The organism is Thiobacillus denitrificans DSM 12475 (assembly GCF_000376425.1).
GTDB classification, from domain to species: Bacteria; Pseudomonadota; Gammaproteobacteria; order Burkholderiales; family Thiobacillaceae; genus Thiobacillus; species Thiobacillus denitrificans.
The window spans coordinates 119539-132945 of record NZ_AQWL01000004.1 but is presented as its reverse complement, the minus strand read 5'-3'; the positions used below and the strand labels follow the sequence as shown (position 1 = coordinate 132945).

The 13407-nt window shown below is 65.2% G+C and carries 13 protein-coding genes; 8 read left to right on the top strand and 5 right to left on the bottom strand.

The window, feature by feature from the left end:
• Positions 1-84: 84 nt before the first annotated feature.
• Both B059_RS0107510 and tal read right to left on the bottom strand, forming a co-directional pair.
• On the bottom strand, positions 85-672 hold the full coding sequence (locus tag B059_RS0107510) for a CBS domain-containing protein (protein ID WP_018077625.1): 588 nt from the start codon (positions 670-672) through the stop codon (positions 85-87).
• A 316-nt stretch (positions 673-988) separates the two neighbouring features.
• On the bottom strand, positions 989-2068 hold the full coding sequence (gene tal, locus B059_RS0107505; protein WP_018077624.1) for a transaldolase: 1080 nt from the start codon (positions 2066-2068) through the stop codon (positions 989-991).
• Between the two features lie 159 nt (positions 2069-2227).
• On the opposite strand from tal, the gene aroC reads away from it, so the two are divergent.
• Both aroC and B059_RS0107495 read left to right on the top strand, forming a co-directional pair.
• The gene (gene aroC, locus B059_RS0107500; protein ID WP_018077623.1) at positions 2228-3325 is read left to right on the top strand and encodes a chorismate synthase; all 1098 of its coding nucleotides are present in this window, start codon (positions 2228-2230) and stop codon (positions 3323-3325) included.
• Positions 3326-3440: 115 nt separating this feature from the next.
• On the top strand, positions 3441-5165 hold the full coding sequence (locus B059_RS0107495) for an adenylate/guanylate cyclase domain-containing protein (protein WP_018077622.1): 1725 nt from the start codon (positions 3441-3443) through the stop codon (positions 5163-5165).
• A gap of 104 nt (positions 5166-5269) precedes the next feature.
• On the opposite strand, the gene B059_RS0107490 is transcribed toward B059_RS0107495, so the two are convergent.
• Both B059_RS0107490 and B059_RS0107485 read right to left on the bottom strand, forming a co-directional pair.
• Entirely contained in the window at positions 5270-5560 is a 291-nt protein-coding gene (locus tag B059_RS0107490) for a hypothetical protein (protein ID WP_018077621.1), read from the bottom strand.
• A 33-nt stretch (positions 5561-5593) separates the two neighbouring features.
• Positions 5594-6778, bottom strand: a complete 1185-nt coding sequence (locus B059_RS0107485; protein ID WP_038058405.1) for an MFS transporter — start codon at positions 6776-6778, stop codon at positions 5594-5596.
• A 66-nt stretch (positions 6779-6844) separates the two neighbouring features.
• Between B059_RS0107485 and B059_RS0107480 the strand changes: the two genes are divergently transcribed.
• The 6 genes from B059_RS0107480 (at position 6845) to B059_RS0107455 (ending at position 12754) form a co-directional block, all read left to right on the top strand.
• On the top strand, positions 6845-8047 hold the full coding sequence (locus tag B059_RS0107480) for a polysaccharide pyruvyl transferase family protein (RefSeq protein WP_018077619.1): 1203 nt from the start codon (positions 6845-6847) through the stop codon (positions 8045-8047).
• Positions 8048-8076: 29 nt separating this feature from the next.
• The gene (locus B059_RS0107475; RefSeq protein ID WP_018077618.1) at positions 8077-10521 is read left to right on the top strand and encodes a Lon protease family protein; all 2445 of its coding nucleotides are present in this window, start codon (positions 8077-8079) and stop codon (positions 10519-10521) included.
• Between the two features lie 81 nt (positions 10522-10602).
• A complete protein-coding gene (locus B059_RS0107470) occupies positions 10603-11088 on the top strand; it encodes an aminoacyl-tRNA deacylase (protein WP_018077617.1) in 486 nt (161 codons plus the stop codon).
• 197 nt (positions 11089-11285) lie between these two features.
• Complete coding sequence (locus B059_RS0107465; RefSeq protein WP_051068502.1) at positions 11286-11762, top strand: retropepsin-like aspartic protease family protein; 477 nt, start codon at positions 11286-11288, stop codon at positions 11760-11762.
• Between the two features lie 150 nt (positions 11763-11912).
• Positions 11913-12119, top strand: coding sequence for a cold-shock protein (locus B059_RS0107460; protein ID WP_018077615.1), 207 nt, complete (start codon positions 11913-11915; stop codon positions 12117-12119).
• A gap of 92 nt (positions 12120-12211) precedes the next feature.
• Positions 12212-12754, top strand: coding sequence for a YaeQ family protein (locus tag B059_RS0107455; protein WP_026177372.1), 543 nt, complete (start codon positions 12212-12214; stop codon positions 12752-12754).
• Between the two features lie 55 nt (positions 12755-12809).
• Here B059_RS0107455 and B059_RS0107450 read toward each other — a convergent pair whose 3' ends face one another.
• A complete protein-coding gene (locus B059_RS0107450) occupies positions 12810-13373 on the bottom strand; it encodes a hypothetical protein (RefSeq protein ID WP_018077613.1) in 564 nt (187 codons plus the stop codon).
• Positions 13374-13407: the final 34 nt, after the last annotated feature.

Here is a 13407-nt window from a genome sequence, read left to right as displayed (position 1 = left end):
GGGGATGCGTTCGAAACCGGGCACTGCAATGTGCCGTCGCCGCTGCCTCTTGCCGGGCGACGGCAGGGGCAGCGGTTCAGCGGCTCAGGCGTGCGCCAGCTGCTGCTCGATTTCAATGAAGGTGTGCGCCACTTCGGTGGTTTCGACGTTGACGCCAAGCTGCTTGCACAGCTGCGACAGCGATAGCAGGCCGCGCACCATTTGCAGGCCGTTCGCGTTTTCGATCACCAGGGCATGCTGACGGCCGCGTGCCTTGAGCGTTTCCAGTACATGGCCGACGCGGGCATGCGACAGGTCGTCGAAGTCGACCGCTTCCAGCCGGTCCACCGGGGTCATGATGTCGGCCACCAGCACTTCGTCGCGGCGGAGGCCGCGGCTTTGCAGCACCTGCAGGGGCTTTTCGCCGTGGATGTCGGTACTGGTGATCAGCCCGGCCACGCGATCCTGACGGTCCATCACGATCAGCAGGCGCACCTTGCGGCGGATCATGCGCTCTTCCGCCTGCTTGATGGTGTCGCCGGGGGTGGCGATAAAGGCGGTCAACCGACGGAAATCGGTCATCACATCGAGGGCGGGGTTGTCCATTCCCACGCGCTCGGGCAATACGCAGGCAGGGCGTAACAGGCCGGCGGTTTTATCGAGATTGCTGGTGGGCAAACGGGTAAAGCTCATGGCGCGTCTCCTTGTGTCGATTCTGGTATCCCATTGCGCCGGCCGGCGCAATCGAGCGGGAATGGCCATCCTCTCCCCCGCAAGCTTTTCTGTCCATTCAAGATTTCTTTTCAGCGCATAAATTGTTCTTGGTTGATATGCGGTGGTGCAAGGGGTAGCGCGACAGCTTGAGCTGTCGCCCGATCCGGCCGGCCAGGTGGCTGCCGACGTAACCCTGCCGTTGCGTCCGGCCCTTGACGCGGCCGATCTCGGCGGATCGATGATGGCGGGCTTCCGCAGCATCAACAGGACACGCATGGCAGGGATAGGGGGCCGCTCACCCGGTCTGCAGCAGCAGTTTCTGGTACGCGGCTTCGAACAGTTTGACGCCTTCGTCCTGCAAGGTATTGCCGACCGTGTCCATGTCGATCCCCAGCCGCGCCAGATCCACCCACTGCGCTGTCGCCTCGGCAATGCCGTCCTCCAGCCGCAGCGCCGGTTTGCCGTGGTCGCGCAGCGCGGCGAGCGTCTTGTCGGGCAGCGTGTTGATGGTTTCCCTGCCGATCAGCGGTTCGACGTACAGCAGGGCGTGGTAGTCCGGGTTTTTCACGCCGGTGCTTGCCCACAGCAGGGTCTGCGGCATCGCGCCCTGCTGCGCCAGGGTGGCGAAAGCCTCGCCACGAAATATTTTCAGATAGTTTTGATAGGCGAGCCTGGCCATGGCAATGGCCGCCTTGCCGCGCAGCGACAGCGCTTCCGGCGTGCCGATCGAATTGAGCTGCGTGTCGACCAGGGTGTCGACGCGTGACAGGAACAGGCTCGCCACCGCCTTGCTGCGGCGCACGCCGGCCCCGGTTTGCACGCGTGCGGCAAGGCCGCGCAGATAGGCGTTGAACACTGCCTCGGTCTGGGCAAGCGAAAACAGCAGCGTCACATTGACGTTGATGCCGAGCCGGGTCAGCGTCTCGAACGCGCTTATGCCTTCCGGTGTGCCCGGCACCTTGATCATCAGGTTGCTGCGGTCCACCGCGGCCGACAGGCGCTGGGCCTCCTCCACCGTGCGCGCGGCATCGTACGCCCAGCGCGGCGCGACTTCCAGGCTGGCATAGCCGTCGTTGCCGCCGCTGCGTGTGAATATCGGCAACAGCAGATCGCAGGCTGCCCGGATGTCGGAGATGAGCAGCGCTTCGTAACGCCGCTCGGCATCGGATTCGCCCGTTTTCAGCCGTGCCAGGTCATCGGCGTAATACGGGCTGGTGGCGAGCGCATTCTGGAAAATCGACGGATTCGAGGTCACGCCAGATATCCCGTCCTCGGTGATCAGCCTGGCCAGCGTGCCGTCGCGGATCAGGCTGCGCGACAGGTTGTCCAGCCAGAGGCTCTGACCGAGGGTGGTGAGGTGCTGCGTGGTATTCATTGGGGCGTCCTCGTTCCGTGAGATGAAATGTTCAGGATAGCGGCTAAATACGGATCGGTCTTGCCGCGGCGGGCCCGGCGGGATGCGGCGGGCGGCGTGCAAAGCCGCGCCTGTGCTAGACTTCGGCGCATTCTTTCGGTCCTTTCCGCGGTTATTTCCATGTCTGGCAGCACACTCGGCAAACTGTTCTGTGTCACCGTGTTCGGCGAATCGCATGGCCCAGCCATCGGCTGCGTGGTCGACGGCTGTCCGCCCGGCATGGCGCTGTCCGCGGCCGACATCCAGCACGATCTCGACCGCCGCAAGCCCGGCACCTCGCGCCACGTCACCCAGCGCCGCGAATCCGACACCGTTGAAATCCTGTCCGGCATCTACGAGGACAGGACCACCGGCACGCCGATCGCGCTCCTGATCCGCAACGAGGACCAGCGCAGCAAGGACTACGGCAACCTCGCCGAGACCTTCCGCCCCGGCCACGCCGACTACACCTATACGCAGAAATACGGCTTCCGCGACCCGCGCGGCGGCGGCCGTTCGTCGGCGCGGCTGACCGCGCCCATCGTCGGCGCCGGCGCCATCGCCAAGAAGTGGCTGCAGGAAAAACATGGCATCGTCATCCGCGGCTACATGAGCGCGCTGGGACCGATCGACATTTCCTTCGAGTCGTGGGACGAAATCGACAGCAACGCCTTCTTTTCGCCCAATGCGGCCATCGTGCCCGAACTTGAAACCTACATGGACGCGCTCAGGAAGTCGGGCGACTCGGTCGGCGCGAAGGTGACCGTGGTGGCCGAGAACGTGCCGCCCGGCTGGGGCGAGCCGCTGTACGACAAGCTCGACGCTGACCTCGCCCATGCGCTGATGGGGCTGAATGCCGTCAAGGGCGTGGAAATCGGCAGCGGCATGGACGCCGCGCGGCAGAAGGGCACCGAGCACCGCGACGAAATCACGTTGGATGGTTTTTTGAGCAACCACGCCGGCGGCGTGCTCGGCGGCATCTCGTCGGGCCAGGCCATCGTCGCCCACGTCGCGATCAAGCCTACCTCGTCGATGCGCCTGCCCGGCCGCTCGATCGACCTCAACGGCCAGCCGGTCGAGGTCGTCACCCACGGCCGCCACGACCCCTGCGTCGGCATCCGCGCCACCCCCATCGCCGAGGCGCTGACGGCGATCGTGCTGATGGACCACGCGCTGCGCCACCGCGCGCAGTGCGGCGACGTGGCGAGCGGCGCGCCGCAGGTTCCGGGAAACCGATAGCAAGCAAGCCCGCGGATTCAGGCCGGGCCGCATGCGCCGGCCCGGCCCCGGGAATATTGACGGATGGGCGGCTTGCGCTAGGGTTCAATGTGTCGAGCATTCAGGATCTGACGCCATGCGCCTGCCCATCAGTCTGAAAATCTTCAGCATCACCACGGCCCTGCTGGTGCTGATGGTGGTGGTCACCTGGCTGTCGGTGCTCAACTTCCGCCAGCTCAGCAACCAGGTGCGCGCGCTCTCGGACTGGTATCTGCCGCTGCAGCAGCAGGTCGCCAGCGTCGAGATCCTGATCCGCCAGCAAATGGTGCACATGGAGCGGGTGATGGCGGGGATGGAGGCCGCGAAGCCCGATCCCGAATTCCTCGCCAACGAATCCACTGGCTTCGACATGCGCGGCATCAACGCCGACCAGATCGTCGATTCCTCGCTGCGCATGCTGGATGAGGCCGAGGCGCAAAAGGACCTCGAACTCGACCGTGTGACGCTTGCCGTATTGGGTAAGCAGCTGCCGGCGATCCAGACCGCCCGCCAGCACTTTCACCTGACCTTCCGCCAGTTCCAGATTGAGGCCGAGGAGGGCACGCCGCGCTCGGAAAAAATCGTGCGCGACGCCCTGCTGCGCGAGAAGGACACGGTCGACGTCGAAATCGGCAAGACCATCGACATCCTCAACAAGCTGACGCAGGACACCGCGATCCAGGCCAAGTTGGAGGAGAAACGCGCCACCACCCTCAACTGGATCGTCACCGCGATCGCCACCGCGCTTGGGCTGATTTTCGCCACCTTCGTCACGCGCTCGCTGGTCGATCCGGTCAAGCGCCTGGTGGGCGGCACACGCGCGGTGGAAGACGGCGACCTGGGCGTGGAAATCCAGGTCAGGTCGCGTGACGAGATCGCCACCCTAGCCACTTCCTTCAACCACATGGTGGTCGGACTGCGCGAAAAGGAACGCATCCGCGAGACCTTCGGCCAATATGTCGATCCGCGCATCGTCAAGAGTCTGCTGGAAAACCGCATCGACGCGGGCAAGGGTGAGCGCGAGGTGATGACCGTGTTTTTCTCCGATCTCGAAGAGTTCACACGGATGTGCGAAAACCTCACTCCGGATGCTGCGGTGCGTTTCCTCAACCGCTATTTTTCGCTGATGTCCGAAGTGATCCGCGGCCAGCAGGGCATCGTCGACAAGTACATCGGCGATTCCGTCATGGCGTTCTGGGGCCCGCCTTTCACCGACCCCGCCGAGCATGCGCGCCTGGGTTGCGTCGCCGCGCTTGGGCAGATGAAGAAGATGGACGATTTCCGGGCCGCGCTGCCCGGGCTTTTCGGCGTGCGCCACGGCCTGCCCGAGGTCAACGTGCGCATGGGCATCGCTAGCGGCGAGGTCACCGTCGGCAACATCGGCTCGGAGACCTCGCGCGGCTACACCGTCATCGGCGACACCGTGAACCTGGCTTCAAGGCTGGAGCAGGCCAACAAGTTCTACGGCACACGCATCCTCGTCAGCGAGGCCGCGCGGAATCTGGCGGGCGACACGCTGGCCTTTCGCGAGATCGATAGCCTGCGCGTCGCCGGCAAGCTGGAGCCGGTGAAGGTCTACGAACTGATCGGGCTCACCGACGAGATGGGCGATACGACCCGCAAGGCGGTGCAGGCCTATGAAGCGGGGCTCGCGCACTACCGTGTGCAGGCGTGGGACGCCGCCGAAGCCGCGTTCCGCGAATGCCTGTCCAACGCGCCGGGCGACAAGCCGGGCCGGGTCATGCTGGAGCGGGTTGCGGCGTTCCGGCAGGCGCCGCCGGAGACGGGGTGGGATGGGGTTTGGGTGGCGGGGAGCAAGTGAAGGGGTTTACGTTTCCGGGAGCGCAGCTGCGTACCCCGTTCGTAGCAGATGAGCTTGGGAGCCACGACAGCCATTTTGCTGGGCGCTCGGTCGATTCCACCGCCTTACTCGACAACCGCCTCATCCCCATGACACGTGCACCCCGGCTCGGTGCTGGCGGTATTGTCGCAGCACACGATCTTGCCGGCGCGGCAGCCGCAGACGCCTTTGTGGCCCTTGCAGCAGCTGAGCTGGGCGAGGTGGTTGCCTTTTGCACTGGCGAGGCAGACCTCGGGCGAGACCGCTTCCGCCAGGGCGGCGGGGGTGGCACGGTCGAGGGCCGGGCCGGCGCTGGCCGGCATGACGAAGCCGGCGGCGGCGAAGACGAGCGTGGCGAGCAGGGACGGGATGCGCATGACGGGTCTCCTCGAGAGCAACAGGCTAGATCACTATAGCCCCTCGGGCGCTCCCTTATCCACACCCTTGAGCAACAGCCCGAGCAGCAGCGCCGCGGCGACGAGGATCGCCGCCAATAACGTGAAGGCACTGGCGTAGCCGGCGGTGCCGACCATGAAGCCGGTAAGCACGGGGCCGATCGACTGGCCGACGTCCATCACGGTGCGCAGCACGCCCATCGACGAGCCGTAGCGGCCGTAACGGGTGAGGTCGGCGACGAGCGCGGCGGTAGATGATGTCACCGTGGCGAAGCCGATGCCGAACGCGAGGCTCAGTATCGACAGGCCGATGAAGCTGGGGAAGTAGGGCAGCAGCGCGACGCTCACCGCGCCGATCAAGAGGCCCGGCAGGATCACGCGGCGGCGGCCGACGCGGTCGGAGAGGCGGCCCATGACCGGCTTGGCGAACACGATGCTGACCAGCTGCACGCCGAGGATGACGCCGATCTGCCACGCCGGGATGCCGAGCGAGGACGCGTACAGCGCGAGGAAGGCCTCGATCGCGCCGAACACCAGGTATTGCGCCGCCTCGACCGTGCTCACCAGCATGATGCCGCGGTCGCGCAGCACAGTGACGAGGCTCGCCCAGAAATGCGGCAGCTCGATCTTGTCGGTGGGCTGCGACTGGCGGTCTTTAAGCAGCAGACCCGCGCCCAGCGCCAGGACGCCGGCGATGGCGCAGGCGACGTACACCGCGCCGAAGCTCGCCAGCGAGATCAGGGTGCCGCCGAGGAAGGGCGCGACCGAGCGGCCGACGATGGTGACCGAGGAGTAGGTGGAGAGTTTTGCCGCGCGGTCGGCGCTGTAGCGCTCGGCGATGGCCGCGCTGGCCACGGTGCCGAAGATCGCGGTGGCGAAGCCGTGATAGAAGCGCACTGCCATCAACTGCCAGGCGGTTTCGATCACCAGGTAGAGGAAGGGCGCGCTGGCGAACACCACCAGCGAGGCCAGCAGGATGCGCCGCTTGCCGAGGTGATCCGACAGCGCGCCGGCGGGATAGCTGATGAGAATGCCGGGAATCGTCGAAGCCATGACGATCCAGCCGATCTCGGCGGGGGTGGCGTTGAGCGAGGCGGCGAACAGCGGCAGCACCGGCGTTTTCGACAGCGTGGAACTGAAGATGGCCAGCCCGCCGATGAGGGCGATGAGGACGAAGAAGGAGGGCTGGGCGGGTTTCATCTGATGCACGTGTCTTTTACAGGAATGTAGTGCGAAATCCTGCGCCGCGCGAAATATCATGCATCCATGAACGCGCATGCCTCGCCGCTCCTGTTCGGCGCCTTCGACCGCCACAACTTCGGCGATCTGCTGTTTCCGCATCTGCTGGCAGCGCTGCTGCCGGGGCAGGTGTTCGGAGTGTGCGGACTGGTCGAGCGCGATTTGCGGGCTTTCGGCGGCCACCAGGTGCGGCCGTTAGCGGCGCAGGCAGCGCGGCTGATCCACGTCGGCGGCGAACTGCTGACCTGCAGCGCCTGGCAGGCCGCGGTCATGCTGCTTGATCCGGCTGCGGCCGCGGCCGCCATAGCGCGCTACGCTGCCGACCCGGCGGCCGCCGCCACATGGGCTGCGCGCCGGCTCGGCACGGCGCGCAGCATGCCCTACGTGGTCGGGCGTGGCGCGCTGGCGCCGGGCGGCAGGCTGATCTTCAACGCCGTGGGCGGGGTGGCGTGGGATGCCCTGTCGGCCTCGCAGCGGGACGAGGTGAAAGCGGCGCTCAGGGAGGCCGACTGGCTCAGCGTGCGTGATCACGTCACCCAAGCCGCCTTGCGGGCGGAAGGCATCGACGCGCCGCTGTGCCCCGATCCGGCGGTGATGGTGGCGGAATGCTCGGGTGAGTTGATTCTCCAGCACCAGAGGCGGGGCGCGGTGCAGGCGATGCGTGAAGCTTTCCCGCAGGGCTATCTGGCGTGCCAGTTCAGCGCCGATTTTGCCGACGACGCCAGCCTGGATGCGCTGGCGCAGGGGCTGGCGAGGACGGCTGCCGCGACCGGGCTGGGCGTCGCGCTGTTCCGCGCCGGTGCGGCGCCGTGGCACGACGATCCTGCGCTTTACGCAAGCCTGTTGCGCAGGTTGCCGCCGGGTGCGGCGCGGCTGTTCCCGTCGCTGCATCTGTGGGACATCTGCGCACTCATCGCCGCCAGCCGCGGCACGGTCGCGAGCAGCCTGCATACGCGGCTCGTCGCGCTGGCCTATGGCCTGCCGCGCGTCAGTCTCGCATTGCCGCAACAGGGTGAGCGCCCGGGCAAGGTGGCGGCGTGGGCCGAAACCTGGGAGCCGGAGGCGGTCCCGCGCAGCGTGGCGCTCGACCGGATCGAATCCGCGACGATGCAGGCGCTGGCTGTGCCGTCTGACGTGCTGCAGGACAGCGCCGCGCAGCTGCGCACGCGTTACCGCGAAAGCCAGGCGCAATGGGCCGGCCTGTTGCTGCCCCCGGGACATGGGCAATAATCAGGGGAACTTCGCTTCCGCCCCCGACCATGCCCATCGCCACGCTGCTGCCCGCCGACCTGCGCCTGACCATCGATCCCGCTGTCCTGGGATTCGCCGACACCGCCGAACTGCGGGACGAGACCCTGCCATGGATCGGTCAGGCGCGGGCCGAAGCAGCCGCACGCTTCGGCCTCGGCATGGATCAGCCTAACTACAACCTGTTCGTGCTCGGCGAAGTCGGCAGCGGCCGCTCCTCGCTGCTGAAGCAGGCGATGGTCGAGGCCGCCGCGCAGCGCCGGGTGCCGCCCGATCTCTGCTACCTGCACAATTTCGACGCGCCGGAACGGCCGCTGGCATTGCGTCTGCCAGCCGGCGAAGGGAGGCTGCTGCGCCAGCTGCTGACGCAGGCGGTAAAGACGCTACAAAGCGATATCCCGCAGCGGCTCGAGGGGCAGGACTACAAGGCCGAGAGTGAGCGCATCGAGCAGGCCTGGAAGGACGACGTGGCACGGCACTATGCCGAGCTGACAGCGTTTGCCGAGGCGCGCAGCTTTTCGCTGCACCGCGAGGCCGGGCGCATGGTGTTCACGCTGACCGGCAAGAGGGGGCAGGCGCTCACCGAGGACGAGGTGCTGGCGCTGCCGAAGGCGCGCCGTGCGGCGGTGGAACAGGCCGAGCAGGCGCTGCGCGCCGAGATCACCCGCTACATCGAGAAGACCCAGCCGCTGGAACGCGCGATGAACGAGGCATTGGCGGCGCTGCGGCGGCAGGTGGTGAAGCCGCTGGTCGAGCGCGAACTGCAGGCGATCCGCGCCGGCCTGAAGAAGCAGATCAAGGACGCCGCCAAACTCAACGCCTGGCTCGACGCGCTGGAGCAGGACGTGTTCGACAGGCTGGAACTTTTCAGCGGCAGCGAGGATGACGAGGAGCGGCTGGATGGCCTGCAAGCAGCGCTGGCACGCTACCGCGTCAACCTGGTGGTGGACAACGGCGGTCTTTCCGGCGCGCCGGTAATCGTCGAGGACAACCCGCTGTTCCGCGCGCTATTCGGCAGCATCGAATACCAGTCCGAGAACGACGTGCTGGTGACCGACTTCACGCGCATCCGTGCCGGCAGCCTGCTGCAGGCGCATGGTGGCTTCCTGATGCTGCACCTCGCCGACGTGCTGGCCGATACCCTGGTGTGGGAGAAGCTGCGGCGCTTCCTGCGCAGCGGGCGGCTGCAGATCGAGGAACCGGGCGTGTCGTTCTCGCCGATCGCGGCGGTGTCGCTGGTGCCGGAGGCGGTCGACGTCGAGGTCAAGCTGGTGCTGATCGGCTCGCGCGCGCAGTACTATGAGCTGCAGGAAGCGGCGCCGGAATTCGCCCGCCATTTCCGCGCCAAGGTCGATTTCGCCGACAGCTTCGTCGCCAGCGCCGACACCCGCCGCGCCTCGGCGATTTTCGTTGCCCATGCCTGCCGCCTGTCCGGCCTGCCGCATTTTTCGGCGGCGGCGGTGGCGCGTCTGCTCGAGGAATCGCATCGCGAGGCCGGCGACCAGACGCGCGAGAGCGCAATCTTCGCCCGCACCGAGGCGCTGGTGATGGAAAGCGCCGCGGTCTGCCGCGCCCGCGGGGGGCCGTGCCTGGTGGCGGCGGCAGACGTCGAGACGGCGCTCGCTGCGCATGCAGCGCGCCACGATTACCCCGAGCAGCGCCTGCGCGAGGAAATCGCCGAAGGCGACGTGCTGATCGACCTGCATGGCTCCCGGGCGGGCCAGGTCAATGGCCTTACCCAGATCGATCTGGGCGACTATCGCTTCGGCCTGCCGGTACGGCTGTCCGCGCATGCCTACGCGGGCGAAGACGGCCTGCTCAACATCGAACGCGAGGTCGAGCTGTCCGGGCCGATCCACGACAAGGGCGTGTTCATCCTGCAGAACTACCTGGCTGCGCTGTTCGCCCATCTGGCGCCGCTTTCAATGAATGCCTCCATCGTGTTCGAGCAGCAGTATCACGGCGTGGAAGGCGACTCCGCCTCGTGCGCCGAGCTCTATGCGCTGTTGTCGGCATTGTCGGGCCTGCCCCTCAGGCAGGGCATCGCCGTCACCGGTGCGGTCAATCAGCACGGCGGGGTGCTGCCGGTGGGCGGCATCAACGAAAAGATCGAAGGCTGGTTTCGCGTGTGCGAGACCGCCGGCCTGGACGGCAGCCAGGGCGTGCTGATCCCCGCACGCAACCGGCGCCATCTAATGCTGCAACCGTGCGTGGTCGACGCCGTCGCCCGCGGGCTTTTCCATATCCATGCCGCGGAGCACGTGACCGAAGGGATCGGGCTGCTGACCGGGGTGGCGGCAGGCGAACTGAACGCCGCGGGACACTATCCCCATGGCAGCGTGCTGGGGCATGCGCAGGATGCCCTGCTGGCATTTCGTCGTGCCTGCCAGACGCTGGAGCACACCAAGGTGCCGCGCCGGCATTTTCGCGCCGGCGACCGCTCCGGGCGGCGTTAGCGATCCGTTTTCCGGCGCCTGCAGGCGGGAAGGGGTGGACTATAGTGAAAATCATCCAATCGCTTTTGCAAGGAGTCGATCATGAACGCACTGCATCGTATGGAACGTTTTCTCGACCAGCATATGATTCCGTTCGACATCGTGGCGCATCCGCACACCCAGACCAGCGCCGAAACGGCGCGTGCGGCGGGAGTGCCTTCCAATCGGCTGGCTAAGGGCGTGCTACTCGACGGTCAGGGTTGCCAGATGGTGGCGATGATCCCCGCCGATCAGGAAATTCACCTGGGAAAACTGGGGCTGGATCATGGCATGGAGTTCAGCCTGGCCGATGAGGCCAGTGTGAGCAGGCTATTCAGCGAGTGCGAACCCGGCGTGGTGCCGGGCCTGCCAAATGCCTGGGGGGTGGAAATGGTTTGGGACGACGATTTGATGGCGCAACCGGACGTCTATCTGGAAGGCGGCGACCACAAGCGCCTGTTGCACATCGAAACCCGTTATCTGCGCGACATTTTTGGCGATGCGCCGCACTGCCACTTCAGCCAGCCGCGCATGCAGCACGTCACCTGAGCCTCATCTGCGCCGGATTCCGGCGGTGCCGCCCGCGCAGGCGGCGTGAGGCGTTGTCTTGCGTGTGTGATATGTATACGGCTTGATTACCCGCGCGTTGCGTGCGGGGAACGATGAATGAGCCAGACTGTCACCACGTCGTGAATCCGAAAGCATCCGATCCTTCCCGTAACCCGCATCGTCCGCTCGGACGCGGCATGGCACTGGTCGCCAGCCTGCTGGTGCTGGGGCTGTTTTATTTTTACTTCGAAAACAGCCTGCAGGCGCGCAGCAATCCCAATCGCCAACTGCAGGTCGCGCCCGGAACCGAACTGGTGCTGAAGCGCAGCGGCAACGGACACTATATTTTCCCCGGCACGATCAACGGCCGGCCGGTCACCTTCCTGCTAGACACCGGCGCCACTCTGGTGTCGATCCCGGCGCATCTGGCGGGCGAGCTGGGCCTGGAGGCCGGCGTGCCGCAGCGGTCGATCACCGCCAATGGCACGGTGACCACCCATGCCACCCGGGTGGGCGCGCTGGCGTTCGGCCCGTTCGCGCTGCACGGCATCGCCGCCAGCCTTAACCCCGGGATGGCAGGCGATCAGATATTGCTGGGGATGAGCGTGCTGAAGCATCTGGAATTCACTCAGCGCGGCGATACCCTGATGCTGCGTCCACTCGACGAAAAATGAGATTTTTCTTGGACATCGCTTTTATCTGTGCTATTAATGCACCATCTGTTGGATTCAAGCTTTAAATTGCGGTACCTCTGGTAAGCGTTTTCCTTGAAATTCGATCGATAGAGCATGTCGCTCAATTTTTTTAGATAGATAGGAAACAAGATGGAAACGGGTACTGTCAAGTGGTTCAATGATGCAAAAGGTTTTGGTTTTATTACCCCGGATAACGGCGGCGAAGACCTGTTTGCACACTTTTCCGCAATCAACTCCAGCGGCTTCAAGTCCCTGCAGGAAAACCAGAAGGTCAGCTTCGAAGTGACCACTGGCCCCAAGGGCAAGCAAGCCTCCAACATCCAGGTCGTGTCGTAATCCTCGCGACCTGATGTGAAAAAACCCCGGTTCGCCGGGGTTTTTTTATGGGTGCGCGCTACAATCCATCGCCTTTTTCGAGTGATGACCTCATGGCACTCAAAGCCACCATCCACAAAGCCGACCTGCAGATTGCCGATATGGATCGGCATGTCTACGCCGACCACGCGCTGACCATCGCGCGCCATCCCTCCGAAACCGACGAGCGCATGATGGTGCGGGTGCTGGCCTATGCCCTTTACGCACAGGACGGCATTGCCTTCACCAAGGGGCTGTTCGATGTCGACGAGCCGGAAGTGTGGGTCAAGAGCCTGACCGACGAGATTACCCTGTGGATCGACCTCGGTCAGCCCGACGAAGCGCGTATCCGTCGCGCATGCAACCGCGCCGAACAGGTCATTGTGTTGTGCTACAGCAGCGGCTGCGAGGTGTGGTGGAAGCAGATCGCCAGCAAGCTGACGCGGTTTTCCAATTTGACCGTGCTGCAGCTGCCCGCCGCAACCAGCCAGGCGCTGGCCACCCTGGCGGAGCGCAGCATGCGCCTGCAATGCATGGTGCAGGACGGCGAAATCTGGATCAATACCGATACGCAGAATGTGCCGCTAAAACTGACCCCGCTGCAATTGCCTGCCTGAGCACGCTTGTTGCCGGCTGGCCGGCCATGCAACGGCGCCCCTTTGCCGGGGCGTTTCATTTTTCGGGCGGGCAGTTTTTGATGCAGACGGTTTCCGTCAGTCGCTGCCCGCCGCAGCCGACGAAACAGGCGTCGTATACGGGCAGGCAGCCGCAGTCGGCTTGGCAATTCGATTTTTCCAGTTGCGCCAGTACCTCGGTGCGGGTCGGCATCTGCGGCTCGAAATAGGGCGGCGGAAAATAGGGCCTTGGCCACGGATCCCACCAGTAGTAGGGATAGCGGTAGGGGTAGCTGTGCATCCAACTGAACTGCAGCTGCATCTCGTAGTGGCGCAAGGCCGCAGCGTAGCGCTTCAGCTCGAGTTCGTACTCCTTCAGCGCTTCGGTATAGCGTGCTTCCACCTGCGGTTCGAGGGTTTTCACGCAAGCCTGGTAACGGGTCTGGCAATCGGCCTGGCAGGCTGCTTTCCTGGCTTCACAGCCTTTTACGCAAGCCTGACCCTGCGCATCGTCCGGCGGGACCAGACGTACCGTCGTCTGGTATTGCGGCGTGGCGCAAGCTGCCAGAGTGCCGAGCAAAACCAGCGCAATGAAGGGAGCACTCAGGACTGAAACGCGCATTCGGCCATTCTCATTCAAACCCTGCCTTTTTCCA

Coding starts and splice junctions, on each gene's coding strand:
- B059_RS0107510 (WP_018077625.1), bottom strand. CDS start 672: ATGAGCTTTACCCGTTTGCCCACCAGCAATCTCGATAAAACCGCCGGC.
- tal (WP_018077624.1), bottom strand. CDS start 2,068: ATGAATACCACGCAGCACCTCACCACCCTCGGTCAGAGCCTCTGGCTG.
- aroC (WP_018077623.1), top strand. CDS start 2,228: ATGTCTGGCAGCACACTCGGCAAACTGTTCTGTGTCACCGTGTTCGGC.
- B059_RS0107495 (WP_018077622.1), top strand. CDS start 3,441: ATGCGCCTGCCCATCAGTCTGAAAATCTTCAGCATCACCACGGCCCTG.
- B059_RS0107490 (WP_018077621.1), bottom strand. CDS start 5,560: ATGCGCATCCCGTCCCTGCTCGCCACGCTCGTCTTCGCCGCCGCCGGC.
- B059_RS0107485 (WP_038058405.1), bottom strand. CDS start 6,778: ATGAAACCCGCCCAGCCCTCCTTCTTCGTCCTCATCGCCCTCATCGGC.
- B059_RS0107480 (WP_018077619.1), top strand. CDS start 6,845: ATGAACGCGCATGCCTCGCCGCTCCTGTTCGGCGCCTTCGACCGCCAC.
- B059_RS0107475 (WP_018077618.1), top strand. CDS start 8,077: ATGCCCATCGCCACGCTGCTGCCCGCCGACCTGCGCCTGACCATCGAT.
- B059_RS0107470 (WP_018077617.1), top strand. CDS start 10,603: ATGAACGCACTGCATCGTATGGAACGTTTTCTCGACCAGCATATGATT.
- B059_RS0107465 (WP_051068502.1), top strand. CDS start 11,286: ATGGCACTGGTCGCCAGCCTGCTGGTGCTGGGGCTGTTTTATTTTTAC.
- B059_RS0107460 (WP_018077615.1), top strand. CDS start 11,913: ATGGAAACGGGTACTGTCAAGTGGTTCAATGATGCAAAAGGTTTTGGT.
- B059_RS0107455 (WP_026177372.1), top strand. CDS start 12,212: ATGGCACTCAAAGCCACCATCCACAAAGCCGACCTGCAGATTGCCGAT.
- B059_RS0107450 (WP_018077613.1), bottom strand. CDS start 13,373: ATGCGCGTTTCAGTCCTGAGTGCTCCCTTCATTGCGCTGGTTTTGCTC.